Source organism: Chitinophagaceae bacterium (assembly GCA_016710165.1).
Taxonomy (GTDB): Bacteria; Bacteroidota; Bacteroidia; order Chitinophagales; family Chitinophagaceae; genus Ferruginibacter.
Genome location: JADJLJ010000002.1, coordinates 86,743 through 112,380, shown reverse-complemented (window position 1 = coordinate 112,380; position 25,638 = coordinate 86,743). Strand labels below are relative to the sequence as shown.

Genomic DNA, 25,638 nt, shown 5'->3' with positions numbered 1-25,638 from the left:
CGGTAATTGGGTTGATATACGCTGTTGTTTTTCCCTGCCCACTCAGCTCTAATACTCTTGAAGCCTTCCCTTCTATTGCTTCGATGGGCATACGGAAAAAAATCAAAGTATCACTCCTTCATTCAGCATTGGCAATGATCCGGCCCTTTAATAATGAACATTCGCTGAAACGATCGTTTACAGGCAGGCTTTCCCCTTTAAATAATAACTTTGTTACTTTATTGGATTCCCGGGCCGGGTGGACTCCGCCACCATCCCCCACCTTAACATGCCCCGGGCATCAGCGGTAAATTAGTATGACAACAAACCAGGTAAAAATATGAATGACAGCTGGACTGAAAGATGGAATGACAGGTATAGTAAAGAGGAATTTGCCTATGGCGAACAACCGAACAACTATGTAAAAGAAAAATTAGAGAATCTGCATGCCGGCAACATACTTTTCCCGGCGGAAGGCGAAGGACGGAATGCAGTCTTTGCAGCCAGGCTTGGCTGGACCGTTTCAGCATTTGACATAAGCACAGAAGGCAAAAAAAAGGCCCTCCGGCTGGCTGAAACCAATAACGTGACGATTGACTACCAGGTTGGTGAATTGCAGGCACTGCATTATGCCCCCGGGCAATTTGATGCAATTGCGCTGATCTATGCACACTTTCCGGCAGACATTAAATCAATATACCACCAAACACTTGACAAATACCTGCGTACCGGTGGATTGGTCATTTTTGAAGCGTTCAGTAAAAAACACATTGACTACATCGCGAGGGACGAACGGGTTGGCGGGCCAAAAGATATTGGGATGTTATTCTCCATGGAGGAAATAAGGTCGGATTTTGCAAATTATGAGATCCTGGAACTGGTTGAAAAAGAAATTGAATTGAACGAAGGCCTGTTTCATAACGGGTTAGGCTCGGTGATACGGTTTGTCGGGCGAAAAAATAAACTACCGCTAAAAGAGGTTTTGTGCAGGCGTACTTTCTGAAAGCATGAATGAATCAATATTTCACTAAAATACAAAGAATGAAAGCCGTTGTTTATGAAAGATACGGATCCCCGGATGTGCTGGAACTGAGGGATATTGAAAAGCCGGTGCCCGGGCGCAATGAAGTATTGGTTAAAGTCCATTCCACAACCGTAACGGCCGGGGATTGGCGTATGCGGAAAGCAGACCCATTCCTGGCAAGGCTTTTTAACGGGTTATTCAAACCAACCCGGGTGAAGATTTTGGGATTTGAGTTATCCGGTGTGATCGAAGAAGTCGGCAAGGGAGTCAGTATCTTCAAAAAAGGGGATCCTGTTTTTGCGTCATGCGGGTTAAAATTCGGAGCATATGCTGAGTACAAATGCCTGCCGGTTAATGACCTGGTTGCCATAAAGCCTTCAAATATGACATTCGAAGAAGCAGCTGCTGTTCCGATTGGTGGCCTTACTGCATTAAACTTTTTAAAAAAGGCCGGCATAAAACCCGGGGACAAGGTGCTTATAAACGGAGCATCCGGAAGTGTGGGTACGTTTGCTGTTCAGATAGCGAAGCATTATGGGGCTGAGGTTACAGCCGTGTGCAGTACAGCAAACCTGGACCTGGTAAGATCACTGGGATCCGATAAAGTCATTGATTATACCCGGGAGAAATCAAAAAGCCTCTTCCGGATGGAAGAGGCTTTTTGTAAATGGGATAGTTTTAAAAGTTCATTATTTCACCAATACCAGTTTTTGCGTGATCACTTCGTCATTTACAAACACCTGTATGGAATAAACCCCGCTGGCGTATTTGCTTAAGCCGGCCAGTTGCAGGGTATTATTTCCCTTCGCTGCGTTTTGATGCTGCAGCAATACTGTTTTGCCTAAATTATTGATCAGCCTGATGGTAACATCCGATTCCTTTTCTGAGAAGAAGACCAGGGAAACGTTTTCCCGGGCTGGATTCGGCATGATACTTAACAATGTCCGTGTAACCTGCTTGTGCATCACAAGAATATTGCTGTACTGTATCTCACCGGCCTTGCCGATCACTTTAATGCGGTAGTAAATGATCTCCCTGTTCACATTCGAAACATCATCATTGAATGTGAAGTCCTGCTGCTCATTGAGCCTTACCACACCGGATACCGTACCTGTTTTAGTATAGTTCGCATTATCCGTACTCCGTTCCACTTCAAAATGATCCACTTCTTTGGATGCAATGACCACCCATTTCAGTTTCACAATGCCTGATTGCAGCACACCGTTCAGTTGCAGGAACTGCACTGGAAGTACGATACCTACAAAGCGCCAGTCACGGTTTGTCTGGCCAACTGTTTTTGACTGAACCGGGCATCTTGCTCCCGGGGCAGGGTCACCCACAGAGCTTCCTCCATTTCCCATCAAATAAGATGTTCCTTTCACGTTGGTCACCGAGTTCAATGAGTCGAACCGGTTATCGAGGCCATCGTTGTCGGTATCAAGACCCGTTAAGGTCACCAGGTCATCAGCCAGGCCATTCAGGTTAAAGTCATTGCCTTCCACAACATCCAGCTGGCCATCGGCATCCGTATCCAGGTCCCTGTAATCCGGCGTTCCATCGGCGTCGTGATCATAAACAAATATTCCGGATCCGCCATATCCAGCCAAATTATCATAAGGAGCCATTAAACCGTCGCCGTCGGCATCCGTTGTAGTAGGCAATAAATATCCTGCTGTAGACATCCCTTCTATATTATCGGGAATACCATCATCGTCTGAATCAATATCCAGGTAATCGGGATTTCCATTCGTATCTGTATTGCGCAGGTTCAGTGCGGCCATTGCAGATACTGTTGTTGACCATCCATTGGTTCCGATCACGCCATCCACAATACCATTCAGGTTTGCATCGGGTAATCCGGCTTCAATAACATCCACAATGCCATCGCCATCAGCATCCAGGTCGTATGCATTCGGTCGCAGGTCCCGGTCAAGATTCTTATTGGGCCATGTATCAGCCCGGCCGTCGGCATTACCATCGGTGCCGGTGATCAATAACGCAGTTCCATTGATATAACCATCGTGCAAGCCATCATTATTGACATCCACAAAACCATCTATGATGCCATTATTGTTGGCGTCGGGGCCGGCAGATTCAACAACATCCGGAATACCGTCATTATCACTATCCAGGTCAACATAATTTGGAACAGCATCACCATCAATATCGGGCCGGCCCAAACCGGTACCGGAATTATAAGCATTAACAGCATTGGCATCCAGCTGGTCGGTAAGCCCGTCACCATCTGCATCGCTGAAATTATCGATCTGTCCATTCCCGTTTACATCCACACCATAGGCTTCCACTACATCGGGTACGCCGTCGTTCTCGCTGTCGAGGTCAAGCATATTTATCCTTCCATCCCGGTCGGTATCAAACCGGTCATCCACGCCATCGCCATTGCTGTCTACTCTTCCGGGGAAGGTTGTATCCAGGTAATTAAGGATCCCGTCATTATCCGAATCACCATCGGCCTGGAAATTATCATTGATGTAATCATTGTTATTATCTACAAATCCCGGGTAGGTCGGGTCGTATGCATTGATGATGCCATTGCTGTTGGCATCCTGGAAGGCCGCTGCCATATTGCTTTCAACCCAGTCGGGAATTCCGTCCTTGTCCTTATCAATATCACAGGAAATATTTACGGTAACAGAAGCACAGCTTGTTGCGTTGCAATCGCCTTCAGCCCTTACATAATACGTGGTAGTTACAGAAGGCGTTACGGAAATACTGCTGCCGGTACCTACCAGCGAAGTACCGCAACTTCCGGTGTACCACATCCAGCCTGCATTGGTACCTAATGTTCCGCCTACAACCGTTAAGTTCACAGATATACCCGGGCAAATATTGTTCTTACTTCTTGTTGCCGATGTTGGTGCTAAAGAAGGTGCAAGCCCTGCCAGCCGGGTTCCCGGAGAAATATACTGACAGCCGGGTACTCCTATATTACCCTGGGCTGCCACGATCACCCGGTAGTACCTGCCCGTATCAGCAGCGGTTACCGGGTTGATGATATACGTGGAGGCAGTAGCGCCTATGATATTTGTCCATGGCCCTGCCCCAGGTGCCGGTGACCATTGCCACTGGTAGTCTTTTGGTCCGGGAATAACTCCGGGGTCGGAGAAGTTGGCTGTAAATGTTACTGATGTACCCAGGCAGGTTCCACCGGGGTTATTCAGGTTTACAAACGGGTCGGGGGTACACAAACCATAAACGATATCATCAAGTGCCACGTCATTACCACAGCCACCGGGACCGGCATTCAGCAGTTCCAGGATCACGCTGGAGTACCCGGGGGGCATCACCCATTTCATACCATGCTGCAGCCAGGTGTTAAGTTTGATCGTATCGGAAGTATATTGTGTAATAACAAGACCAGTTACAAGGTCCCTGATCCTCACCAATATCTGCGGATATTTAAATCCACCCAAACCATCACAGACCGTCTGGTAATTGGTGTTGCCTAAGAAAGCTGCCCAGAAAGAAACCGAATATTGCTGTCCCGGGCACGATACCGGCATCGTATCCCTGTACATTACAGTTGAAGAAGCATCCGCATTGATCGCCAGCATCCTGCCGTTGACCCCACCGGTATGATCGGTGATGCTGACCCAGTTTGTAGCATTGCCAAGTGAGGCATTATTGGTTACCGTAAACCGGTTGATCGCCACCGGGGCAACAGCAGTACCTGTATAGCCGCTGCTTGCAGAAGGCACAGCAACGGATGGAGGAATGCTGCCGTTAAGTCCTGCGCCGTTACCAAAATCCTGGTTATACAATGTTTGACTCAGAACAGTACATGGCGGTGTTATTGGTGTGATAACGACCACGAACGGGGTGGGCTGGCTTTCGCCTACATCATCCGGTTTGTCATTCTGATTCAGGTCGGGATTGTTACCATTGGTAGATGAATCCCTTAATGCAACATTATTGAAACCGTTCCCGGATGTTATTGCCCGGTTATTATATACAATGCCCGCCACTATATTAGATAAACGGCAGGAGATGCGGATCGTAAAATTATTATTCGATATAGGATAATTTGGCAGGGTTTGTCCTGCATTCAGCAGGTTGAGGTTTGAAGTTCCGTTATACCCGGCATTTAAGATCAATCCTACCGGGTTGCTGGTGAATACTGCTGTAACGTTTGAAACATTCGCCAGCCCGTTGATCAGGGATAGATTGTCTGTGACCTGGAGATTTGTTACAGGATATGTTCCATAGTTTTTTACATACACATCATATACCACATCGTATTGTCCCGGGGTTCCTGTAGGAGTAATAGAAACCAGTTTTTTTGAAGCACCCACACCGGAAACCAATTGTGTCATATCCACGGAACGGACCCCTTTACCGGCAGTATAGGTATAACTTACATTGTTGGTATCCCCGGTTACCGGGTTCAGGCGCCGGTAAATACAGCCGCCGGTATACGAAGAAATGATGTCGCCGTCGGAAAAGGCAAGTCCAACCAAAGCAGGTGCGCCGGTCGGTAATTTGGTTGAGTCAATATATGTGGATTTGATATGGCGGGTTGGTCCTCCATAACTTCCATAGTCGGGCGTGTATAATTTATTATCAAAGTTGTAGTAAAGCTGGCCGGAAGGCATCATGGTGATATCGCCATTGCCGGGATTCCAGAGTGTATCGCCGATCCCGCCCGGGCCGGTTGTAAAATCCAGGGTATCTGCCACATTATAAATACCTGCTGCAAAGTCAATAGGCCTTAAAAAAGCCCGGCTGCAAGGTGCCGCAGGAAATTCCAATGTCCATCCGATACCGTTGTTGTCAAAAGCCACCCCCCCGATATCATACGGGAAAGAGTGGAGGGTATCCAGGTAAGCCGTTGTTGGTGGCGTTCCGGTTGCAAAAGTGGTATCGGGCCTCCAGCGCCATACATAGGTCCGTACGGGTGATAAAGAATAATTCGTCCAGAGGTAATACAATTTCTGGTCCTTGGGATTATAGGCCACACTGGAAACGTTGATCGTAAAACGGTTGGTGGTGGAAGTAGGTCCTATTTTCAGCCGGGGCCTGTAGCCGTTTGGGAAAGAGGCCCGGCTGAGGTTTGGAGATACATAATTAAAAAAGTAAACCGAGTCGGTACCGCCGGAAAGGCCACAGTTATTTCTACCGATACTGATGGGTAAGCCAAATGTAGCCGGCTGAGCCAGGGCAATTTGCGCAAACCCTATGCCGCACAAAATGGAGAATAAAATTTTTCTCATAGGATTATGTTTTAACAAAGGATATTAACCAGCTCTATACATCAATGATGTACTAAGAACTTATTAGCAGCAAAAATCTGGCCGTTTTGTACTGCCTGGGCCAAATAAATACCTGCCGGTAAATTGCTTATATCAAAATGTATAAAACTATTATTCGTTGCCGATTCCATCACCAGTTTTCCCTCAGGGTTAATCACACGTACAATTACTTTTCCGATTGCTGCATTATTGGTAAAACTCACATTTACCACATCGGTCGCGGGGTTTGGTGATATTGTAATGGTATTATTTATTTTTTCCTGCACTTTTATGATCGTTGAGTATTGTACATTTCCGCCGGAATAAATCTTAGCCCGGTAGAATGTAAAGCCCGGATATGGAAGCACATCGGTGAACCGGTAATTGTTTGGCTGATTGTTTACCTGGTTCATCAACCCTGCTTCCGTAAAATCGGTCCCGTTTTTACTTTTTAATAAGATCACTTTATTCACCGGTTCGCTGGCTGCCATTTGAAGATTCAGCTGGTTGCCGGTAATTGTTTTGGTTGCCGAAAAACTGATGCTGTTATTGTTCAGGGGTGATCCAACATTTGTTAGTGTCCCGGTTGCCATCGTTTTATTATCCGGGTCAACAGTTATAGTAGCCGGAATAAAGGAAAGATCATACGTGATATAATCCTGGCCGATCGTTCCTATTCCCTCCCAGGTTCCTGCGTATGCCAGTTGCGAAGCAGAATGATGGTAGATGACCACGCTGGTGTCGTAGGTGCCTGCAGCATTTGCTATTTTTATCACCACCGGCATGGGCATAAAGGGATTACCAACCGGGTTTCTTGTTTGTGTTAACCTGAACTGGATCTTTTTCCCGGAGATGAAGTAGTTACCGGTATAGCTCGGGGTTCCTGAACCATTCACCCATGCATTGAAGAAAGGTGTAAGGTCCACTCCAAATAACTGGTTCTCCATATTCCGCTGCAGGTCGGCCGTGGTTGCGGATTTATAGGCAAGCAACGGATCAGAAAGATAATCCCTGCATCCCTGGAAAAACCGTGTATCGCCCAGCATGGCCCGCAGCATGGAAACGATCATGCATCCACGCATGTAAACCGCATTATCATTACTGGCCGTCCAGATCGTATTTGAACTGGCTATACTTGCTGCGCTTAGCAATACAGGAGTAGTACTGGTTGATCTTGCTGTTGTTTTAACACTCGATAAATGGGTAGCAGGATTTACTCCGAGCGCCGGAACCAGTTCGGCTGCCAGGGCTTCAGAATATTTTGCAAACCCTTCTGCGAGCCACAGGTGGTTCCAGGTGCCAAAAGTAACTTTATCGCCAAACCATTGGTGGCCCAACTCATGTGCAATTACCGACCAGCTGGTCATGCTGCCCGAACTCATGGCAGAAAATGTCTGGTGCTCCATACCCCCGCCCCATCCAAACTGGTAATAGCCATGTTTTTCATTGGCAAATGGATAAGGCCCGTATTTGTTGCTGAATTCCACCAACTCGGTCTTGGATACATCCATACGGCTCAGTGCCGTGGTAACAGTTCCTGCAGCCATGTCGGGGAAAATATAATACACAACCGGTACATTGATACCGCTGATGTTTACCGTGCCGCGGTAATAGCGTTTGTATTTCGCAACGCCCAGTGCAACCAGGTATGATGCAATGGGATACCTGTGTTTGTATCTGAATGTACGGTTGGATCCGTTTATGGCCGAATCAACCAGCACCCCCGGAGCGGCTACCCAGAATGTATCGGTACCGGTCCACGGAACAGTAACATTGATATCCATCGAATCTATCTTGTCCTGCATATCTGCCTTGCATGGCCACCAGTCCCTGTCTTCGTATGATTCAGATAAAGAGTACAGGTACCAGTTGCCCAGGCCATCCTGCTTTCGCTGGAATCCTTCTGCCTGTCCGGATACGGCAGGCGGTGTTCCGGAATATGTGATACTGACCGAATCCAGTGTACCCGTGGTAACAATGGTTGATGGCAATGTGATGTTGAGGATATTCACATTCCCGCTCACTGGAAATGACCTTGTGCAAGTGGTGCCGTGGTAAGTAACCACCAGCGAACCGTTATTGAAAGAAGTTTTATTCAGGTCAAAACTTAATGCCGAAACATTGGGAGCAATGGTTTTAAAATAAGTGGTGATGGTTCCGGTAACCAGTTTTGATACCGTTGGATTCATGTTCCAGTTGCACCGGTTAAAAACAACATCAATGTTTGCACCGGTTCCGCTGTACCCGGTTGAATTTTGTTCAACCGGCGGATTAAAATGCTGTGCAAAAGAATGCTGGCCTAAAAAGAACAAAGCAGTAAGAATGTAGAACTTGCTTTTCATCTCGAATTTGGATTTACTGATTTTAAAGGGGTTAGCTTCTTATTTAAAACGTATTTACGCTGTTGTAAATTGCTTTTTTTGTCAAATCTCTGTAATTTATTTTCTACAAATGCGTTGAGAAATTACGACCGGGTATTACCACGTAAGTTTTGCAGTAATTTTACCGTGAACCCCCGCTTGAAAACCCATTTTTTCCCCTCCAGTGACGAACATTTTATTTTGGCAGCCGGTTGCGATCAAGCCATTTATTCTATCCGGGTTATACATGAGGGCCGTGTGTATACTGCAATATTTTTTCACGTTACCCGTTCTATCCATGATCAAGGGTAATCCAGATTCATATGAAAAAATTCTGCTTTTCAGCGGCAATTGTTTGCCTGGCAATGTTTTCATTTGCCCAGCTTACTGTCACAACAAATCCATCCAGCGCCAGCATCTGTTCCGGAAATTCGGTGAGCATCACTGCTTCTGCAACCCCGTTGGGCTATTCGGTTTCCCCCATTGCAAATAACCCATACGACCCGACACTTTTTGCAACGAACATACTGGTGGATCAATTAAACAGCATCCTGGAGCCATTAAGTTTTGGAACATACGATGATGGCCGTTGGGATAATATAACCCTCCCCTTTACTTTCCGTTTTTATGGCAATACATTCAATGCAGTAAACATCAGTACCAATGGGTGGATCGGGTTGGGCAGCAGCAATTCCACGGCCACGGGGTATGGGGTTAACCTGCCAAATTCCTTTGCACCCAATGATGTTATTCATGCAATTACCTGTGACCTGACTTTTGCCGGAGCATCCAATCCTGCCGTATTGCAATATTTCCAGGTAGGTACCGCACCAAACAGAAAATTTGTAGTTGATTACAGCAATATCCGGTTCTTCAGTGGCTCGGCCACGGCCGACGTACAGGTTGTTTTACACGAAACAACCAATGTCATAGAAATCCATACAACAAGCTGTACCAATACAGCTGTAACCAAGGCCCAGGGCATTGAAAACAGTACCGGCACCGTTGCTTCGGTTGCAACCGGGAGAAATAATACAACTACCTGGACCGGTATGCCGGATGCTTACCGTTTTACCCCGGATAACATAAACTTTAGCTGGTCACCTGCAACGGGTTTAAATACAACAACCGGCGCAACGGTGGTGGCTTCTCCATCCATTACCACTACCTATACGGTCAGTGCTGTAAATCCAGCAAACGGAAACAATGGTAATACCACCGTTACAGTTACCGTTGACCCGGCTTCGTATATATTGGCCGCAGCAGCCGGTGGTGCCCCGGTATGCCAGAACATAAGTGTGTCGCCTTCGGGCACCCAGTACCGCGATGGCAACTGCAATCTTATTGCTACCATTACCCCTGCCGGCGTTTCCCCGGTAAGCAATTCAATATTCACCTGTGTAAAACTGGATACCGGCGCCAACAAAATGGGAACTTCTTCCCTGTACCTGGCAAGGAAATATGATATTGAGCCCCTGCTCAATCCTTATCCTGCCACTTCAACCGCTAATATTACATTATATTATACCCAAACGGAGTTTAACAACTACAATACAAAAGCGACCGACAGCGGATTCAAATTATTACCGACCGGCCCGGCAGATGCCACCGGTATCAGCAATCTGTTGCTGAGGCAATTTCATGGTACCGGTACCAACCCAACCAACTATACCGGGCCATCACAGGATTTTACAACAGCCACCAGCGGTTTTACGGTAACCTGGAATGCAACCCGCAACTGGTGGGAAGTGGTCGTACCGGTAACAAGTTTCTCTGGTTTTTACATCACGAGCGCCCCGGTAACTGTACTGCCCATCACCATGGAATACTTTAAGGGAGTGCAGCAGAACGGGAAACATTTACTCAGCTGGAAAGCAAACTGTTCTTCAGCCAGTGTAACTTTTGAGATACAGCGGAGCACCAACGGACAGCACTTTACCGGCCTTAGCAGCATTACGGCCAGCCAGGCAAGGTGCAGCCAGCCGTTTGACTATACGGATGCTAAGCCAGAGAACGGCATCAACTATTACCGCATTAAAATGACCGATGCCGATGCAAAAGCCTCATACAGCATCACGATCCAGTTGGTTCTGAAAACCAAAGGAGTTGACCTGCTGGGCATTTCACCAAACCCCGTTACAAAAGAGAATGCCGTACTGAGACTGGATGCATTTGAAAGATCACAGGCGAATATCATCATCACGGATCTTACCGGCAGGATCTTACGGAACCAGGCAGCACAACTGGTACCCGGCGCCAACCAGGTTACTATAAATACATTCGCCATGACCAGGGGTATTTATCATGTTACCGTGTACGCCCCGGGTGGATCTCCAAAAACAGTGCGCCTCGTCAAACAATAGTTTACTAACCCCGATCATAAACACAATACAGGCAGCCCAATGGCTGCCTTGTTGTTTTATGATATATCCAGCCGGTACTCCGCAGCAGGCAGTGTCCTATTTTGAATATTTTGTGATCTGTCATGCTGAGGAACGAAGCATCTCAGGATAAACAAACGATCCTGATCAGGAGATCCTTCGTACCCTGCCTACCGGCAGGCAGGCTCAGGATGACAATCATTCAAAATAGGACACTACCCCGCAGCAGGTCCTGTAAATGGTTAATCCAATAAATTGTACTTTTACCCTTTAACAGATAAACATATGAGTGCATTTACAGAACACAAGCCCGTTATCGGGATCACCTGCGGGGATCTAAATGGTATTGGTATTGAGCTGTTGATAAAGACCCTGGGCGATAGCCGCATACTGGATATCTGCACACCCGTGATCTTTGCAAACAATAAAGTGCTGAATTTTTACCGGAAGAGCCTTCCGGGTTATAATCTGAATTTCATGAGTGTAAAGGACCTGGGGCGTGTCAATCACAAACAACTGAACCTGTATAATTGCTGGGAAGAAGAAGTGAATATCAACCCCGGCATTTTAAATGATATTGGAGGGCAGTATGCAATAAAAAGTCTGACGGCTGCTGCACTGGCTTTGAAAGAAAAAAAGATCGACGGGCTGGTTACTGCACCCATCCATAAGAACAATACCCAGTCGCAGCAGTTTAATTTCACGGGGCATACCCCGTACCTGAAAAATCTATTCGGTACGGCCGATGTTGCCATGATGATGATCGCCGAGAATATGCGGGTGGCTTTACTGACCGAACATCTCCCCGTAAAAGAGGTGGCGCAAACCATTACCAAAGAAAGCATCATCAGCAAGTTGCAGGTCATCAGCAATTCACTGAAAAGGGATTTTAATATCAACAAACCCCGGATCGCCGTACTGGGTTTAAATCCACATGCCGGCGATGAGGGGCTCATCGGTAAGGAAGAAGAAGAGATCATTAAACCCGCCGTTAAAGAAGCAAAGTACCGGGATGTTTTCTGCTTTGGGCCTTATTCTGCAGATGCTTTTTTTGCAAGAGGTCAACATGAAAAATTTGATGCGGTGCTGGCCATGTACCACGACCAGGGCCTGATCCCCTTTAAATCACTGGCCATTGGTGAAGGCGTGAATTATACAGCGGGCCTCCCGGGTGTGCGGACATCTCCCGATCACGGCGTAGCCTTTGATATTGCCGGCCAGGGCAAGGCGGATGAATCATCTTTCCGGGAAGCCATCTATAAATGCATTGACATTATTGTGGGCCGGCATGAATACGACGAGCAGCACAAAAACCCGCTGAAGAAAATGAGCTCGGTCGTGATCGCCAATGCAGTGGATGAAAAGATCAGCGATATACCGGAATGATGCGGTAAACGACGTTATTTAAAAACATCATCAGACAACCCTTTATTGATCGTGTACGTGCTGATGGTTATTTCCGCCCGGCCCTTCCTGTTTTTATTTTTTTCTGTATCCTGTTTTACGGGAGTTCCGTCATCAAAATCAAAGGTCACTCCTTTGGGAAGTTTGTAATCCTTGGTATTAAAGGAAAAAACGATCTTATCCGGCAGGCCAAACGAAATATATTTTCCGTAACTCATCTCCAGTTCATAACTGCCATTGTCTCTTTTAGTTGTTTTTGTCTTAAGGATAACCTGCCTGGATTCATCAATATACAAGGTGGATAACACCACATCTGCATTATCATCCGAGGGCAATAATTTCACAACCCTTACCGGGATGCCGGCTATTTTATCAATCCCTGCATCCAGTACGGTGTATGAGCCGTTACTCAGCACATTGTTCAGGTTGATGCTGACGGCACCCTTTGGCACAAATGAAATGCCTTTTTCATTCTTGATTCTTAACTGGTTGGGTTTTTTAAACCAGATCACCACGTTTGCCACCGGCACTTTTAAAAAACTGACATTGGTCTTCATCTTACCCCATGCCGTATAATCTTTTACCCCGTCGATCCTGGCTTTTACTTTTTCCACCAGCTGGGTAACATCCTGCGCTGTTGAGATAACCGGTGTCAACGCACACAATATTAATAAGGTAAGGATCGGTCTTTTCATATCAGGACAGTATATCTTTTTTTCGAAATACAAGTATGGATGCTGTAACAAATACTATGATATAAGTTACCAGCACCCCGATGCTTTTTAAGATAGCCGGAAAATTCTGCAGTGAGCCGCGAATGGTCTGTCCGTCAGCATCTACCCCGATGTAAAAGAATCCCTTCCAGCCCAGCATATAGGTAGTGAATAAATACGGCTTAAAGTATTTATCATACAGGGGTATCTGCATTTCACTGATAAGCGTGCATACGATTATGATGCAAACCGTAGCAACAATGGGGCCGATGGAGTTATCCGACAAGACAGACAGCAGCAGTGATAAAGCAGCCACCAGTACCAGCGCCAGCGCAGCAAATCCAAAAGCGGAAAAATAACGCCACAACACATCGGCCTTTTCAACCTGGTGCAGTTCAAAGGATTTGGCCACCACCACATCGCCGGTGCCAAATAAAATAATACTAAGCCCCAGTGCAAACAAGGCCATCCAGGCAAGCAGTACAATAACATAGGCCATGGCTGCAAAAAATTTTGCCAGTATAAGCTCTGTACGGCTGATGGGCTTGGATACCAGTAAGCGAAGCGTTCCCATATTGGCTTCGCCGGAAACAATATCCCCGGCCACCAATGCCACCAGTATAGGAACATGAATAAGCAGCAGGTTTAGTATGGCAAAACATATCCAGTAACCGTTGTTGATCTTATCATACGGTATCTCAAAAGAATCATCCAGGAAACCAAGCACAAACTGCAGGTACTGTTTGCCATTTACAAGCAATGCAAGCTGTATCAATAAAATGAATGCGGCGATGGCGCCGAAGGCAATATAGGTCCTTGGTTTTTTAAATATCTTAAACAGTTCAATCTGCAAAAGCTTCCACATGGCCGGGTCGGGTTGTAAGTGATAAAAAATAATCTTCCAGGGAATGGGTTGGATTTACTGAAAGCACCTGTATTCCCATGCCAACAAGACCGGCAACAAGACCGGGCACTTCATCCTTATCCATCTTTAGCTGTACCTCACCCGTACCCGGTTGTAAATAAATTTCCCATTTTGAATGCCGCAGTTTTTCCCTCGCTGTTTCATTATTGGTGGTTTCAACCTGCACCAGCGTCCGGGAAGGATCTAACAACTCCGCTACATTCCCTTCCACCATTTTTTTCCCTTTGTGAATGATGAGCATACGGGTAGCGATCAGTTCAATTTCGCCCAGCAGGTGAGAAGATACAAGGATGGTCTTGCCCATCTCCCGGCTAAGGGAAAGGATAAGATTACGCATATCGGCTATTCCCTGTGGATCAAGTCCGTTGGTGGGTTCATCCAGCAGAATGAGTTTTGGATCATGCACCAGGGCAACAGCAATACCCAGTCTTTGTTTCATCCCCTGGCTGAATGTTTTTACTTTACTGAAAGCCCGCTCCTCCAGTCCTACTGCTTTCAACTGGTTTAACAGTAAGCTTCTGGAAGGGTGGATACCGCTCATTTTTGCAAACAGCGCCAGGTTATCGTATGCTGAAAGGTATTTGTAGAGGTCGGGTTTTTCTATGACGGCGCCCACCTGCTTCAATATCCCGGTGCGGTGGGTTAACAGGTCTTTTCCAAAAATACGGATCGAGCCGGTGGTGGGTTTAATAAGGGTAAGCAGCATGCGTATGGTAGTGGATTTACCGGCGCCATTCTGCCCCAGGAAACCATATACATCGCCTTCATTAACGGTAAACGAGAGATCGTTTACAGCTGTGATTTCTTTAAACTGCTTCGTAAGATGGTTTACGCTTATAATTGCTGGCATCTGTTTCTATCTTAACAAAGATAAAACAGATAAGCAGGCAAAAGGTTGGGAAAATATTTTTAGACGGAATAATGTAATACCGGATACAAACAGGACATATATGATCACTGACCCCCGGGATTCATATAACTCTGCAGGGCATTTACATAAGCTTCAAATGCCTCAATCCCTTTTTTGGTGACCTTGCAGATCGTTTGCGGATAATTATTGCTGAATTGTTTGGTCACTTCAATATACCCGGCATCCTTTAATTTATTGATCTGCACACTCAGGTTACCGGCCGTGGAGTTTGTCTTCTCTTTTAAGAACGTGAACTCGGCCTCCCGCACGCTGATGAGCAGGCTTACCACGGCAAGCCTGAGCTGTGAATGCAATATGGGATCGAGTTCTTTAAATTCCATTTTCGTGAACCGGTTACTTTTTAGAAATTGTATTTAACCTTTTATACTCTGCCCAAAGGATCAACCCGGGTATGATGTAACCGATCAGAACAGCGGCTGCCATGATGAGCATATCGTACTTGAAGTCCTTGTTTATGAAAATGGCGATGGCTCCTGCCCAGTTAACAACGGCGCCCACCATCAGCGCTTTTGATCTGACAGCGCCTCCCTTAATGAGCATTAAGAACGCAAATGCCATCAGCATAAATCCAAATCCTTCATTGGGACTTACTGAAATGTTTATAGAGAGGATAATAACAAAAAGGCAGATAAAGAATCCGATATCCACCATCCGCATCAGGTCATCCACATAGGTCTTTACTTTTTTGCGTTTGGGTTTAAATGCATCATAGCCAAGCAGGACAATCGTTACTGCTCCAAAAATATCCCAGCCCAGGAAAAGATTTCCTGAGCCGATATTAATAAAAACAAAGGTGGATACGGATGCCAGGATCAACATGCTGCCCCAGAGCAGCCAGCTGATGCCATTATCAGTTAAGTTTGTCTTTGCCTGGCTTATCATCTGCTGGATGATGGCCAGGCTTTTTTCATTCGAAAGTTGCTGATCGTTTGGCATATCAGTTTTGATTTTTAAATTTTTTTCTTAAAAGGTATCCGGGAATTATCCAGGCAATCATAACAGCCAATGCAATCATCAGTAAATAATAGACCGGTGATGTAAATGTAGATGCAATGGCTAGTAGCCAGCAGCAAATGCCGCCCAGTTTTAATGGTGTAAACCTCATAACAAATCCCGATAAGAAGGTTGGTATGCCATATAACAATAATACCAGGGAGTTTATATAGATCCACAAATTAAAACGACCTAAAACAATAACGAGTACAAACATGCAAATTCCAAAACAAATCCAGATTGCATCGATGATTCCATCACTGTACGTTTTTACTTTTTCATTCTTTTTTAATTTGGCCAGGTAAATAATTTGAAAAATCACTATCCCCCATGTAATCATCCAAACCAGTTCAGGTTTTTTAAACAAACTCAGCTTTAATGCTGCAAAGTGAAAAATGGCACATATAAATATTACCCAGCCCCACAACAGGTATAAAAAACCATTTTCGGTAACACGGTTTTTTGCCTGATTGATCATGCTGTCAATAAGCTGCAGACTGTCTTTTGGTGAAAATTTTTCTGGTTGCATGTTCTTAGATTTTATTTAATTGAGCCTTTAAAATGCGCTCATTAACTACATTAATATCAGAAATTCATTGCGGAATTTTAAGTATCATCATCACAAAAGCTGCCAGAGGGGTTAGTAATGCAATAAGGCCCCAGATATCCCACATAAAATATATATTATTGAAATTTTTCCAGTCGATGCCGGCAGATTCTTCCTTATTTAAAGTAAGTGAGTAAATCTGCTTTTGTAATGGAACTAATTTGATCGAAAAAATAAGCCCTGAAATGGAAAACATGATGATCGACCAGAATATCCAGCCCGTTCTTAATAAAGGGAAGTGTCCGTATATAGCGGTTAATATGCCGGCAGTAGTAATAATTATAACTCCGGGTATAGTAAAGTATCGGTCTAAATTAATAATACATTTCATAGTAAAGTTAATGATCTTTACATCCCTTGTTTTTACTGCAAAACGCATCCAGAAAAGTCCTGTAACAATATTCCCCAAAAATAACATTACAGGAAAAAGGTGTAGCAGTTTAAGATAAGTGTAATTCATTTACTTAATTTAATTACCGGGATCAACATGTCTTTTATGATTCAGATGTACACTAATAATTTATTTGCATTCTTTTAATAACATTTCCACCCGTTGCCTGCCCCAGTTAGGATGAATATCGCTGGCGGGTTTAAAATTGTTGAACTTATCTAAAGAAGACTGCAATACCGGCTTTGCAGTAACACAGCCACCACCAAACTGCTCCGGCGTGTATTTAAGTCCCTGGCCCTTCAGGTATTCCGGACGGGGATTCGTGGGGTCCTGCTGCATGGCAGCGTCAATGTACGAGGATATCTCCGCACCATATTCCATATAACGCTGCATGGGGTTCACCATCATGTGGCTGCTGGCAATCATACTTTTCAGGCAACTGATCTCTGAATTATCCGGCTGCAGGGAATCGGCTTTATTGATGAGTGCGGTTGCTTTATCAGCTATGGCATCGATCTTCGATTTGTCCTGTTCCATGTAGGTATAATTGACCTGGCATAAAGCAGCATAATAATAAGCCAGCCATTGGTTTTTTTCTGCCGTGGCAATACGCTCAAAATTGTTTGCCAGGGTTAACAGGTTAGCCGGGTTACGGTAACTGGTATCGATTGCGGCAATATTGCTTTTCATGGCAGCCATATATTTTTCGCTTTGTGCAAAAGAATTTACCGACATAATAATAACAGCAGCGAGTAGCAAGACCTTTTTCATTGTTGAATGTTTTTGTTGTTTATTTTTTGTTTTTTAATTTTTCATACTCCCTTTCCACCGAATTGGCCCGGGGAAAAATATAGGCGCCGGCAAAATGAAAGGCCAGCCCTACACCCCAGCCGAGTGTTGGCCACAAAGGCCAGGGGAAATGATCCCATCCGTAATCACTAAAATTCATATGGCGGCGCTCTGCAGATAAGAACCAGATGCCCCATAAAAATGCATTTACAATAACGTAACTGACCGCATGACCTTTGAAACTTGCTCTTTTTTGTGCGATCTCCCATAAAACGGGGTCTTTGCCTTCGGGAGCCGGTTGCTGATTTGACATGATAAAATGGTTTATTGGTTATAAATGTTTTAATGGCATTTTACAGGTTGTTATTGATCGCATCCTGCGTCCGGTCTACTCCAAAACTGAGAAAACAACCCAGGAAGATGAACCGCCTCGATGGTGGAGTTACGGCCACTTTCCGGCTTCCATCATTGCTGTAGTTGTAGTTGAACACCTGGTTCTGTCCCAGTACATTGTTGATGCCTAAGACCCATACAGCAAAAACCTTTGGATTTGTCTTACCAAGGTTCGGCAGGTAGTTTACGCTAAAGCTCATGCTGTTGTAGCTGATGGTTTTGCCGGCATCTGTGATCACATACCTGCTTTGTATATTATCATATGCAATGCGGTAATACGGACGGCCTGTTGCAAAATTGTAACTGAGGTTAAAGCCTGTTTTCCAGGGCAGCACAAATTTCTTTACCACCAAAGCGGCTGTATGGCTGGCTGCAAATGACGGCGTGATCGCCTTTGGATAATTCAGGAAGTCCCTTTTAGTATCCAGGTAAGACCAGGAGATCCAGTAGTCCACGTTCTTAAAGGTCTTTTTATCTCTCCAGAATAACTCTACTCCCTTTGCATCACCAAAACCATTGTTGTTGGCGGCTATCTCCCTTCCGGTCATAGTAAAGGAGGTTTTATACAGGTCGCTGTATTTCTTATAAGAAGCCTCTACCCGGAACGTGCGGCTGGTACCCAGTTTTTGATATTGAAGTATGTAATGGGCCGCCCTTGAATAATGAAGGCCTGCAGTTGTTGGCAGATATTTCCGTTCGGGGTTCTGATAAAAGAGGCCATAAGCAAATGAGGCCTGGCTGTTATCTGCAAACTTATATGCCACGGAAACCCGGGGGGCCACATTCCATTTTCTGATCAACGCTGAATATTCCAGCCTGCTCCCGATCTTGGCGGCCAGGCTGTTGGTAAGAAAGATGTCCGTTTCTCCAAAAACAGATACCAGATTATCTTTTACCGTTTCAGAAAATTTGTTCCCATCATATAACGTGTAGGTCGATTTTTCGTCGCTGTAGAAATAATCACTGCCAAAGCGAATGGTATTCAACCCGTTCAGCTTTTTCTCCAGCACAAGCCTTGCCTGTGCATACTGCGCCCGGTTTTTTAAGGTAAAATTCTTAAACGCATAAAAAGACGGGTTGCTGATGACCTGCTTCTGGTTTTTGGCATCCTGCAGTTCATTCAACATATCATCCCTGTTGGTACTGAAACTGATGCCGGTATTGATCCGCCACCCGTTGTTGCCCAGGTTATCTTTCCAGTTGATGTTCTGGTACGTATTCAGGTTGTCTATAGCAAACGCATCTTTTAAAACCATCGAGTCAATATCCGGGTTACGGAACCCGGTTTTGTTGGCACTGATGTACCCATAATATTTGATCATCCCGCCTGTTCGGGTCTTTATACGGAAGTTGGCATCCCCCTGGTGGTAAACAGGTATCTGGAAAAAATCCTGCTTTTGTTTATTGATCGCAAAACCAAGCAACAGGTTTGTATAATTATACGATACACCCCAGGATGATTTCTTATCTTTTGCAAGATGCTGGATACCGCCGCCCAGACCAATTACTGAAATGGCCAGATCGGCTTCTGTTCTTTCCGGCAGGTCTTTACTTTCCAGGATCAATGCCGAGGAAAGTGCCTGGCCATATAATGCCGAATAGCCGCCTGAGCTGAAAATCGTTCCTTTAAAAAGAAATGGATTGAACCTTCCCCTTGTTGCAATACCCGGTGTGCTGCTGTAAAAAAAATTGTTCACCAGGTTGCCATCCATATATATCTTGCTTTCCGTTGCGGAGCCCCCTCTCACAAACAAACCCTCACTCTCTCCAACCTGCTGGGTGCCGGGCAGGGTTTTAAATGCACTGGTAACATCCGCATTGGCGCTTGGAGTGGTTACAATGTCAATGGCATTCAGAACGGCCCCTTTATTTTTATCGCTGGCAACAAATGCCCCGGCCGATATGACCACGGCCTTTAGTTCGGTCACCAACTCCTTTAGAAGAATATTTAATGTTAATGGACCCGGAGCCAGGGTAATTTCCTGCTCAAATGGCCGGTACCCGATTATGGATGCCTCTAAAGTTTGTTTTCCCTTTTCGGTAGTTGTAAAGGAGAAATTTCCCAACGAATCGGTTGTAGAACCGTCGTAGCTGTTTCGCAAAGTTATGCTTACCCCACCCAGTGGCTTTCCCTTGGTATCTGAGATCCTGCCCGAAATCCTGGTCTGGGCTTTTGAACCTAAACTGCTTAATAATATAATGAATACAACTGCCCTTTTCATCCTTCAAAATTTGACACAAACGTAAAGTAGTTTATATTATAAACCAAATATTTTAAAAAAAATATTTTTTCCCATACTATAATGTCGCCTGGAAAGCAAATGACCTGGCTTTGCTATATAATTGATTTACAAATATTTACAAGGGCATTAATAGTTTATACTACGCAGTTAGTAAGCCCAATAACTTATCAACATCGGCCAAAATTTATTTTTTTATGTGGCCGCAATTTGTAATTTAGCAACAGAATTTAATGGGTTAGTAAGTACAAAGGGTCAGCAGAAATGTTGACCCTTTTACTTTGAAACAACTATCAGTTTCCTACTGCTGAAAGTTCGATCCGAATCAACACTATTTCCTGTTTCGCAGAATATGGATGACCGGTTCTACAAAACTGTTTTTCGTTTTAATTGATTTTTCATTCTTCTTTTTCCAGTTTACATTTAGGGCATGAGCAAGACCAAATCCGCCTTTTTTTGCCAGAACTGTGGTTATGAAAGCGCCAAATGGCTGGGCAAGTGTCCGTCCTGCAATTCCTGGAACACATTTGTTGAAGAGGTCATTGTTAAGGGCACCGATAAAAAAGAAAAAGATCCCTGGCAGGATTATACGGGCGCCGGTAAATTAAAGACCATTTCCATCAATGACGTAAGCAGCGCCGAAGAAAAAAGGATCGTTACCACCGATGCGGAATTGAACCGGGTTCTTGGCGGGGGAATTGTTTTAGGCAGCATCGTCCTGGTTGCCGGTGAACCCGGCATTGGCAAATCAACCTTATTCCTGCAGAATGGTTTGCAGTTGACCGATATAGTTACACTATATATAAGCGGTGAAGAAAGCGAACAGCAGATAAAAATGCGGGCCGACCGGATCGGGTTTAAAAGTGAGAATTTTTACCTGCTTACTGAAACCAGTACACAAACCATTTTCCAGGAGATCAAAAAACTGAAACCGCAGCTCGTGATCGTGGATTCCATCCAGACGCTTCAATCTCCCTTTGTGGAAAGCAGCCCGGGCAGTATAAGCCAGATCAGGGAATGTGCTGCAGAACTGCAGCGCTTTGCCAAGGAAACAAATACGCCGGTCTTCCTGATCGGCCATATTACCAAAGATGGGACCATTGCTGGTCCAAAGATCCTGGAACACATGGTGGATACCGTGCTTCAGTTCGAAGGCGACCGGCATTATACGTACCGCATACTGCGTACACTCAAGAACCGCTTTGGCTCTACCGCCGAACTGGGTATTTATGAAATGACCGATACCGGAATGCGGGCAGTGAGCAATCCCTCCGAAATTTTAATAACCCAAAAAGAAGAACAACTCAGTGGTATCGCCATCGCGGCAACCATGGAAGGACTAAGGCCCTTGTTAATTGAAGGGCAGGCATTGGTTACCCAGAGTGTTTACGGAACTCCCCAGCGAACCGTAAGTGGTTTCGACTTGCGGAGGCTGCAATTATTACTGGCGGTGCTTGAGAAAAGAGGTGGTTTTCATTTTGGAGTGAAGGATGTATTCATCAATATCGCCGGGGGATTGAAAGCAGAGGATCCATCCATTGATCTTGCTATAGTAAGTGCTTTACTGAGCAGTTATGAAGACGTCCCCATCAGTCAGAAATATTGTTTTGCCGGCGAAGTAGGTCTCAGCGGAGAGATCAGGGCCGTGAACCGGATCGAGCAACGGATCGCAGAAGCAGAGAAATTAGGTTTTGAAAAGATCATTGTCAGCAAATACAATCTTTCTCATAAACAAACCGGTAAATCCAAATTCAACATTGAAGTAGTGCCCCTTGGTAAGGTGGAGGAATTATACCAGTATTTATTTTAACTTGTTAATGCAATTATGGGCGATGATCGCAGCCATTAAAAATATTGTCAGCAGTACCCTGCATCTCTTTTACCCGCATGTATGTACCGGATGTGGTTCCGACCTGGTAAGGGAAGACAGCCTGCTCTGCCTTCGCTGCCTTCATTCTTTACCGCATACCAATTTTGCAGGCATTGCCAATAACCCCATTGAAAAACATTTCTGGGGAAGGCTTCCCCTGGAAGCCGGGCACAGCGAGTTCTATTTTTCAAAGGAATTCCTGGTACAGCACCTGATCCACCAGCTTAAATACAAGGGCGATACACAGATCGGGTTTTACCTGGGAGAGCTGATGGGCAGAAGTCTGCTGAAAAGCAACCGCTTTAACAATATCGATGCATTGATCCCCCTGCCCCTTTATGCCGACAAAGAGCACAAACGGGGTTACAACCAGGCAGCGATCATCTGCAACGGCATGTCTTCCACAATGAACATACCGGTCATGAACGGCATCGTGGTACGGCCTTACGCCACCGAAACACAAACCAGCAAGCACCGTACCGAACGATGGGAAAATGTGAGCGGCAGTTTTAATGTTGTAAACCCAGGGTTACTGAAAAATAAACACCTGCTGCTGGTGGATGATGTAATTACAACCGGGGCAACGCTGGAAGCCTGTGGCACGGTAATGTTGCAACATGAAAAAGTTAAACTGAGTATCGCCACATTGGCATATGCAGCCAAATAACAGGGAGCGAAGCCGAAGGGTGAACGAAGCAAAACTGTACTCAAATAAGTATAAATTTGTCCAATGAAGAAACTGAATTTCCTTTTTTGCTTCTTGCCTTTTGCTTTTTGCTTTTTTTTAGCCTCCTGCAAAAAAGATTCCTTCATCAGCAGCGCCGACGCATTGCTCCGCATTACCACCGATACCTTAAAATACGATACCGTTTTTACCACAACCGGATCCATCACTAAATCCTTCAAGATCATAAACGGGAACAATCAAAAACTACGCCTGGATAAAGTAAAACTGATGGGTGGCACAGGTTCTTCTTTTAAAATGAATGTTGACGGGGCGGCGACTACCGAGGCAAACAACCTGGTCATTGATGCCAACGACAGCATCTATGTTTTTGTATCGGTCACCATCAACCCCAATGCAACAAACCTTCCCTTTATTGTAAGCGACAGCATACTGGTCAATTATAACGGAAATGACCGCTTTGTTCAATTGCAGGCCTATGGCCAAAATGCCAATTTTTTAAGCAACCGGGTGATTACCGGCAATGTGGTCTGGACGAACAACCTGCCCTATGTAATTCTCGGAAGCATACGGATCGATACGACCGCCTCACTTACCATTCAACCCGGATGCAGGATATATTCCCATGCAGATGCCCCCTTTATTGTGGACGGTTCATTACTGGTCAATGGAACTAAGACAAATAATGTGGTATTCACCGGCGACCGGCTGGATGATCCTTATAAAGATCTGCCGGCAAGCTGGCCCGGCATTTATTTCCGAGGTAACAGCCGGAATAACGTGATGACCTTTGCTGTGGTTAAAAATGCCTACCAGGCCATTGTTGCTGAAAAACCATCCATCAATGCAAATCCAAAACTCATCCTGCACCAGTGTGTCGTTGATAATGCTTATGATGTGGGTGTGTTTTGTGTAAACAGCAGCCTGCAGGCAGACAATAGCCTGATCAGCAACTGCGGCAGCAACATTGTTTTAAGTTATGGTGGTATCTACAACTTCACGCATTGCACGGTGGCAGCTTTTTCAAACGACTACCTGAATCATAAAAACCCGGTACTTACGGTAAATAATTTTTCAACCCTTACCGGCACAATTTTAACAGCCGACCTGAATGCCGTTTTCCGTAACAATATTTTCTGGGGCGACGAAGGAATTGTTACCAGCGAAGTGCTGGTAAATAAACAGGGCACAACTCCATTCAATGTCTTGTTTGAGAAGAATATTTACCGGGCAACTGCTGATCCGGCAAACAGTACCTTAACAGGCAACCTTAAGAACCAAAACCCGTTATTTGACAGTATTGATGTGAACAAAAGGATATTCGATTTCCGGACTGCGAATAATACGGCAGCCCCGGGCATTAATGCCGGCGTTGCAACCGGCTATCTGAAAGACCTGGATGACAGGAACAGGAATGTTGGTTTACCAGACCTGGGTTGCTATGAAAAACAGTAGCCCGGGACCATACCGGTAAACAAAATCACAAAAAATCTGTTACTATCATTATTAAACAAGATCCATCATGATCAAATTATTAGCCATCGGCGCTGTGCTTATGTCCTGCACCTTGCATGCAAACAATGATACCACTGCCCCTGGTCCCGAAGCCGGAACCATTGCGCCGGCAAAATCCATCTACGACTTTAAGGTGGAAGCGCTTGACGGTGGAACCATTGATTTCGCCGGATTCAAAGGCAAAAAGATACTGATCGTTAATACGGCCAGCAAATGTGGCTACACTCCTCAATACGAAGGCCTGGAACAATTGTATGAGAAATACAAAGACAAGCTGGTGATCGTTGGTTTTCCGGCCAACAACTTTGGCGGGCAGGAACCCGGTACCAATACCGAGATCAAAGAATTCTGCAAAAAGAATTACGGCGTAACCTTTCCGATGGCAGCCAAGATATCAGTAAAAGGAGACGACATTGCTCCCATCTATAAATGGCTTTGTAACAAGTCGGAGAATGGTGTGCTGGATGCTGAGATAAAATGGAATTTCGGTAAATTCCTGCTGGACGAAAAAGGGAATTTATTAAACTACTTCGGAACCAAGGTTACACCAATGAGTGAGGAGATCACCAGCAAACTTTAAGAACATGATCAAATGGCTGGCTTTTTCAAGCTTCCTTTTTTTAGGGAATGCTGTTCCCTGTACAACTGTTCAGGCGCAAAAAAGGTCCATCTACGATTTTAAGGTAGAAGGATTGAATGGAGACAGCATTGACTTCACTGCCTTCAAGGGAAAGAAGATACTGATCGTAAATACCGCCAGCAAATGTGGCTTTACCCCGCAATACGATGACCTGGAGAAATTATATGAAAAATATAAAGACAGGCTGGTCATCGTTGGTTTCCCTGCCAACAATTTCTTCTCCCAGGAACCCGGCAGCAATGAAGCCATTGCTGCATTCTGTAAAAAGAATTACGGCGTAACCTTTCCCATGGCGGCCAAAATATCGGTAAAGGGAAAGAACATCGCCCCCATTTACCGTTGGCTTTGCAATAAAGATGAGAACGGGGTGTTGGATGCCCGGGTCACCTGGAACTTCAACAAATTTTTACTGGATGAGAACGGGAAACTGATCGCACATTTTACAAGCAAAGTGAAGCCGATGAGTGAGGATATCTTATCTAAACTATAATTACCTCGTCCCGGTCTCCGACCGGGATGCCCTGGTCCTGAGTTTTTAACTCATTCCCG

21 protein-coding genes are annotated in these 25,638 nt (G+C 45.2%); 9 read left to right on the top strand and 12 right to left on the bottom strand.

Going from position 1 to position 25,638, the window contains the following annotated elements; genetic code table 11:
• The first annotated feature begins 319 nt into the window (after nucleotides 1-319).
• Entirely contained in the window at nucleotides 320-982 is a 663-nt protein-coding gene (locus IPJ02_10855; protein ID MBK7376033.1) for a class I SAM-dependent methyltransferase, read from the top strand.
• A 38-nt stretch (nucleotides 983-1,020) separates the two neighbouring features.
• Nucleotides 1,021-1,779, top strand: coding sequence for an NAD(P)-dependent alcohol dehydrogenase (locus IPJ02_10850; GenBank protein MBK7376032.1), 759 nt, complete (start codon nucleotides 1,021-1,023; stop codon nucleotides 1,777-1,779).
• On the opposite strand, the gene IPJ02_10845 is transcribed toward IPJ02_10850, so the two are convergent.
• Both IPJ02_10845 and IPJ02_10840 read right to left on the bottom strand, forming a co-directional pair.
• On the bottom strand, nucleotides 1,693-6,234 hold the full coding sequence (locus IPJ02_10845; GenBank protein MBK7376031.1) for a T9SS type A sorting domain-containing protein: 4,542 nt from the start codon (nucleotides 6,232-6,234) through the stop codon (nucleotides 1,693-1,695). The genes IPJ02_10850 and IPJ02_10845 overlap by 87 nt on opposite strands.
• Before the next feature lie 41 nt (nucleotides 6,235-6,275).
• Nucleotides 6,276-8,594, bottom strand: a complete 2,319-nt coding sequence (locus IPJ02_10840; protein ID MBK7376030.1) for a T9SS type A sorting domain-containing protein — start codon at nucleotides 8,592-8,594, stop codon at nucleotides 6,276-6,278.
• Nucleotides 8,595-8,935: 341 nt separating this feature from the next.
• On the opposite strand from IPJ02_10840, the gene IPJ02_10835 reads away from it, so the two are divergent.
• Together IPJ02_10835 and pdxA are read left to right on the top strand one after the other, a co-directional pair.
• Entirely contained in the window at nucleotides 8,936-10,975 is a 2,040-nt protein-coding gene (locus tag IPJ02_10835) for a T9SS type A sorting domain-containing protein (GenBank protein MBK7376029.1), read from the top strand.
• A 303-nt stretch (nucleotides 10,976-11,278) separates the two neighbouring features.
• Nucleotides 11,279-12,379: a 4-hydroxythreonine-4-phosphate dehydrogenase PdxA gene (gene pdxA / locus IPJ02_10830; protein ID MBK7376028.1), complete on the top strand. Its 1,101-nt coding sequence runs from the start codon at nucleotides 11,279-11,281 to the stop codon at nucleotides 12,377-12,379.
• A 14-nt stretch (nucleotides 12,380-12,393) separates the two neighbouring features.
• Here the strand turns inward: pdxA and IPJ02_10825 are convergent, their stop codons facing one another.
• The 10 genes from IPJ02_10825 to IPJ02_10780 all read right to left on the bottom strand — a co-directional run bounded on the left by IPJ02_10825 (nucleotide 12,394) and on the right by IPJ02_10780 (nucleotide 20,361).
• A complete protein-coding gene (locus IPJ02_10825; GenBank protein ID MBK7376027.1) occupies nucleotides 12,394-13,092 on the bottom strand; it encodes a hypothetical protein in 699 nt (232 codons plus the stop codon).
• Nucleotide 13,093: 1 nt separating this feature from the next.
• Nucleotides 13,094-13,975 (bottom strand): ABC transporter permease subunit, encoded by an 882-nt coding sequence (locus IPJ02_10820; protein MBK7376026.1) that lies wholly within the window; start codon nucleotides 13,973-13,975, stop codon nucleotides 13,094-13,096.
• Entirely contained in the window at nucleotides 13,953-14,885 is a 933-nt protein-coding gene (locus IPJ02_10815; GenBank protein ID MBK7376025.1) for an ABC transporter ATP-binding protein, read from the bottom strand. Before IPJ02_10815 ends, IPJ02_10820 begins: the two co-directional genes overlap by 23 nt.
• Nucleotides 14,886-14,989: 104 nt before the next feature.
• The gene (locus IPJ02_10810) at nucleotides 14,990-15,286 is read right to left on the bottom strand and encodes a transcriptional regulator (protein MBK7376024.1); all 297 of its coding nucleotides are present in this window, start codon (nucleotides 15,284-15,286) and stop codon (nucleotides 14,990-14,992) included.
• A 13-nt stretch (nucleotides 15,287-15,299) separates the two neighbouring features.
• Nucleotides 15,300-15,902, bottom strand: coding sequence for a hypothetical protein (locus IPJ02_10805; protein MBK7376023.1), 603 nt, complete (start codon nucleotides 15,900-15,902; stop codon nucleotides 15,300-15,302).
• A gap of 1 nt (nucleotide 15,903) precedes the next feature.
• Nucleotides 15,904-16,488: a hypothetical protein gene (locus IPJ02_10800; GenBank protein ID MBK7376022.1), complete on the bottom strand. Its 585-nt coding sequence runs from the start codon at nucleotides 16,486-16,488 to the stop codon at nucleotides 15,904-15,906.
• 64 nt (nucleotides 16,489-16,552) lie between these two features.
• Nucleotides 16,553-17,026, bottom strand: a complete 474-nt coding sequence (locus IPJ02_10795; GenBank protein ID MBK7376021.1) for a DUF2269 family protein — start codon at nucleotides 17,024-17,026, stop codon at nucleotides 16,553-16,555.
• 60 nt (nucleotides 17,027-17,086) lie between these two features.
• A complete protein-coding gene (locus IPJ02_10790; GenBank protein MBK7376020.1) occupies nucleotides 17,087-17,728 on the bottom strand; it encodes a hypothetical protein in 642 nt (213 codons plus the stop codon).
• Between the two features lie 19 nt (nucleotides 17,729-17,747).
• Nucleotides 17,748-18,059 (bottom strand): 2TM domain-containing protein, encoded by a 312-nt coding sequence (locus tag IPJ02_10785; GenBank protein ID MBK7376019.1) that lies wholly within the window; start codon nucleotides 18,057-18,059, stop codon nucleotides 17,748-17,750.
• A gap of 40 nt (nucleotides 18,060-18,099) precedes the next feature.
• A complete protein-coding gene (locus IPJ02_10780) occupies nucleotides 18,100-20,361 on the bottom strand; it encodes a TonB-dependent receptor (GenBank protein ID MBK7376018.1) in 2,262 nt (753 codons plus the stop codon).
• Nucleotides 20,362-20,809: 448 nt separating this feature from the next.
• On the opposite strand from IPJ02_10780, the gene radA reads away from it, so the two are divergent.
• The 5 genes from radA to IPJ02_10755 all read left to right on the top strand — a co-directional run bounded on the left by radA (nucleotide 20,810) and on the right by IPJ02_10755 (nucleotide 25,579).
• Nucleotides 20,810-22,189, top strand: coding sequence for a DNA repair protein RadA (gene radA, locus IPJ02_10775; GenBank protein ID MBK7376017.1), 1,380 nt, complete (start codon nucleotides 20,810-20,812; stop codon nucleotides 22,187-22,189).
• A gap of 22 nt (nucleotides 22,190-22,211) precedes the next feature.
• Nucleotides 22,212-22,916 carry a ComF family protein gene (locus tag IPJ02_10770; protein MBK7376016.1) on the top strand — a complete coding sequence of 235 codons (705 nt, stop codon included), beginning with the start codon at nucleotides 22,212-22,214 and terminating at the stop codon, nucleotides 22,914-22,916.
• A gap of 63 nt (nucleotides 22,917-22,979) precedes the next feature.
• Nucleotides 22,980-24,389 carry a hypothetical protein gene (locus IPJ02_10765; GenBank protein ID MBK7376015.1) on the top strand — a complete coding sequence of 470 codons (1,410 nt, stop codon included), beginning with the start codon at nucleotides 22,980-22,982 and terminating at the stop codon, nucleotides 24,387-24,389.
• A 67-nt stretch (nucleotides 24,390-24,456) separates the two neighbouring features.
• The gene (locus IPJ02_10760; protein ID MBK7376014.1) at nucleotides 24,457-25,029 is read left to right on the top strand and encodes a glutathione peroxidase; all 573 of its coding nucleotides are present in this window, start codon (nucleotides 24,457-24,459) and stop codon (nucleotides 25,027-25,029) included.
• A gap of 4 nt (nucleotides 25,030-25,033) precedes the next feature.
• A complete protein-coding gene (locus IPJ02_10755) occupies nucleotides 25,034-25,579 on the top strand; it encodes a glutathione peroxidase (GenBank protein ID MBK7376013.1) in 546 nt (181 codons plus the stop codon).
• Nucleotides 25,580-25,638 lie beyond the last annotated feature (59 nt).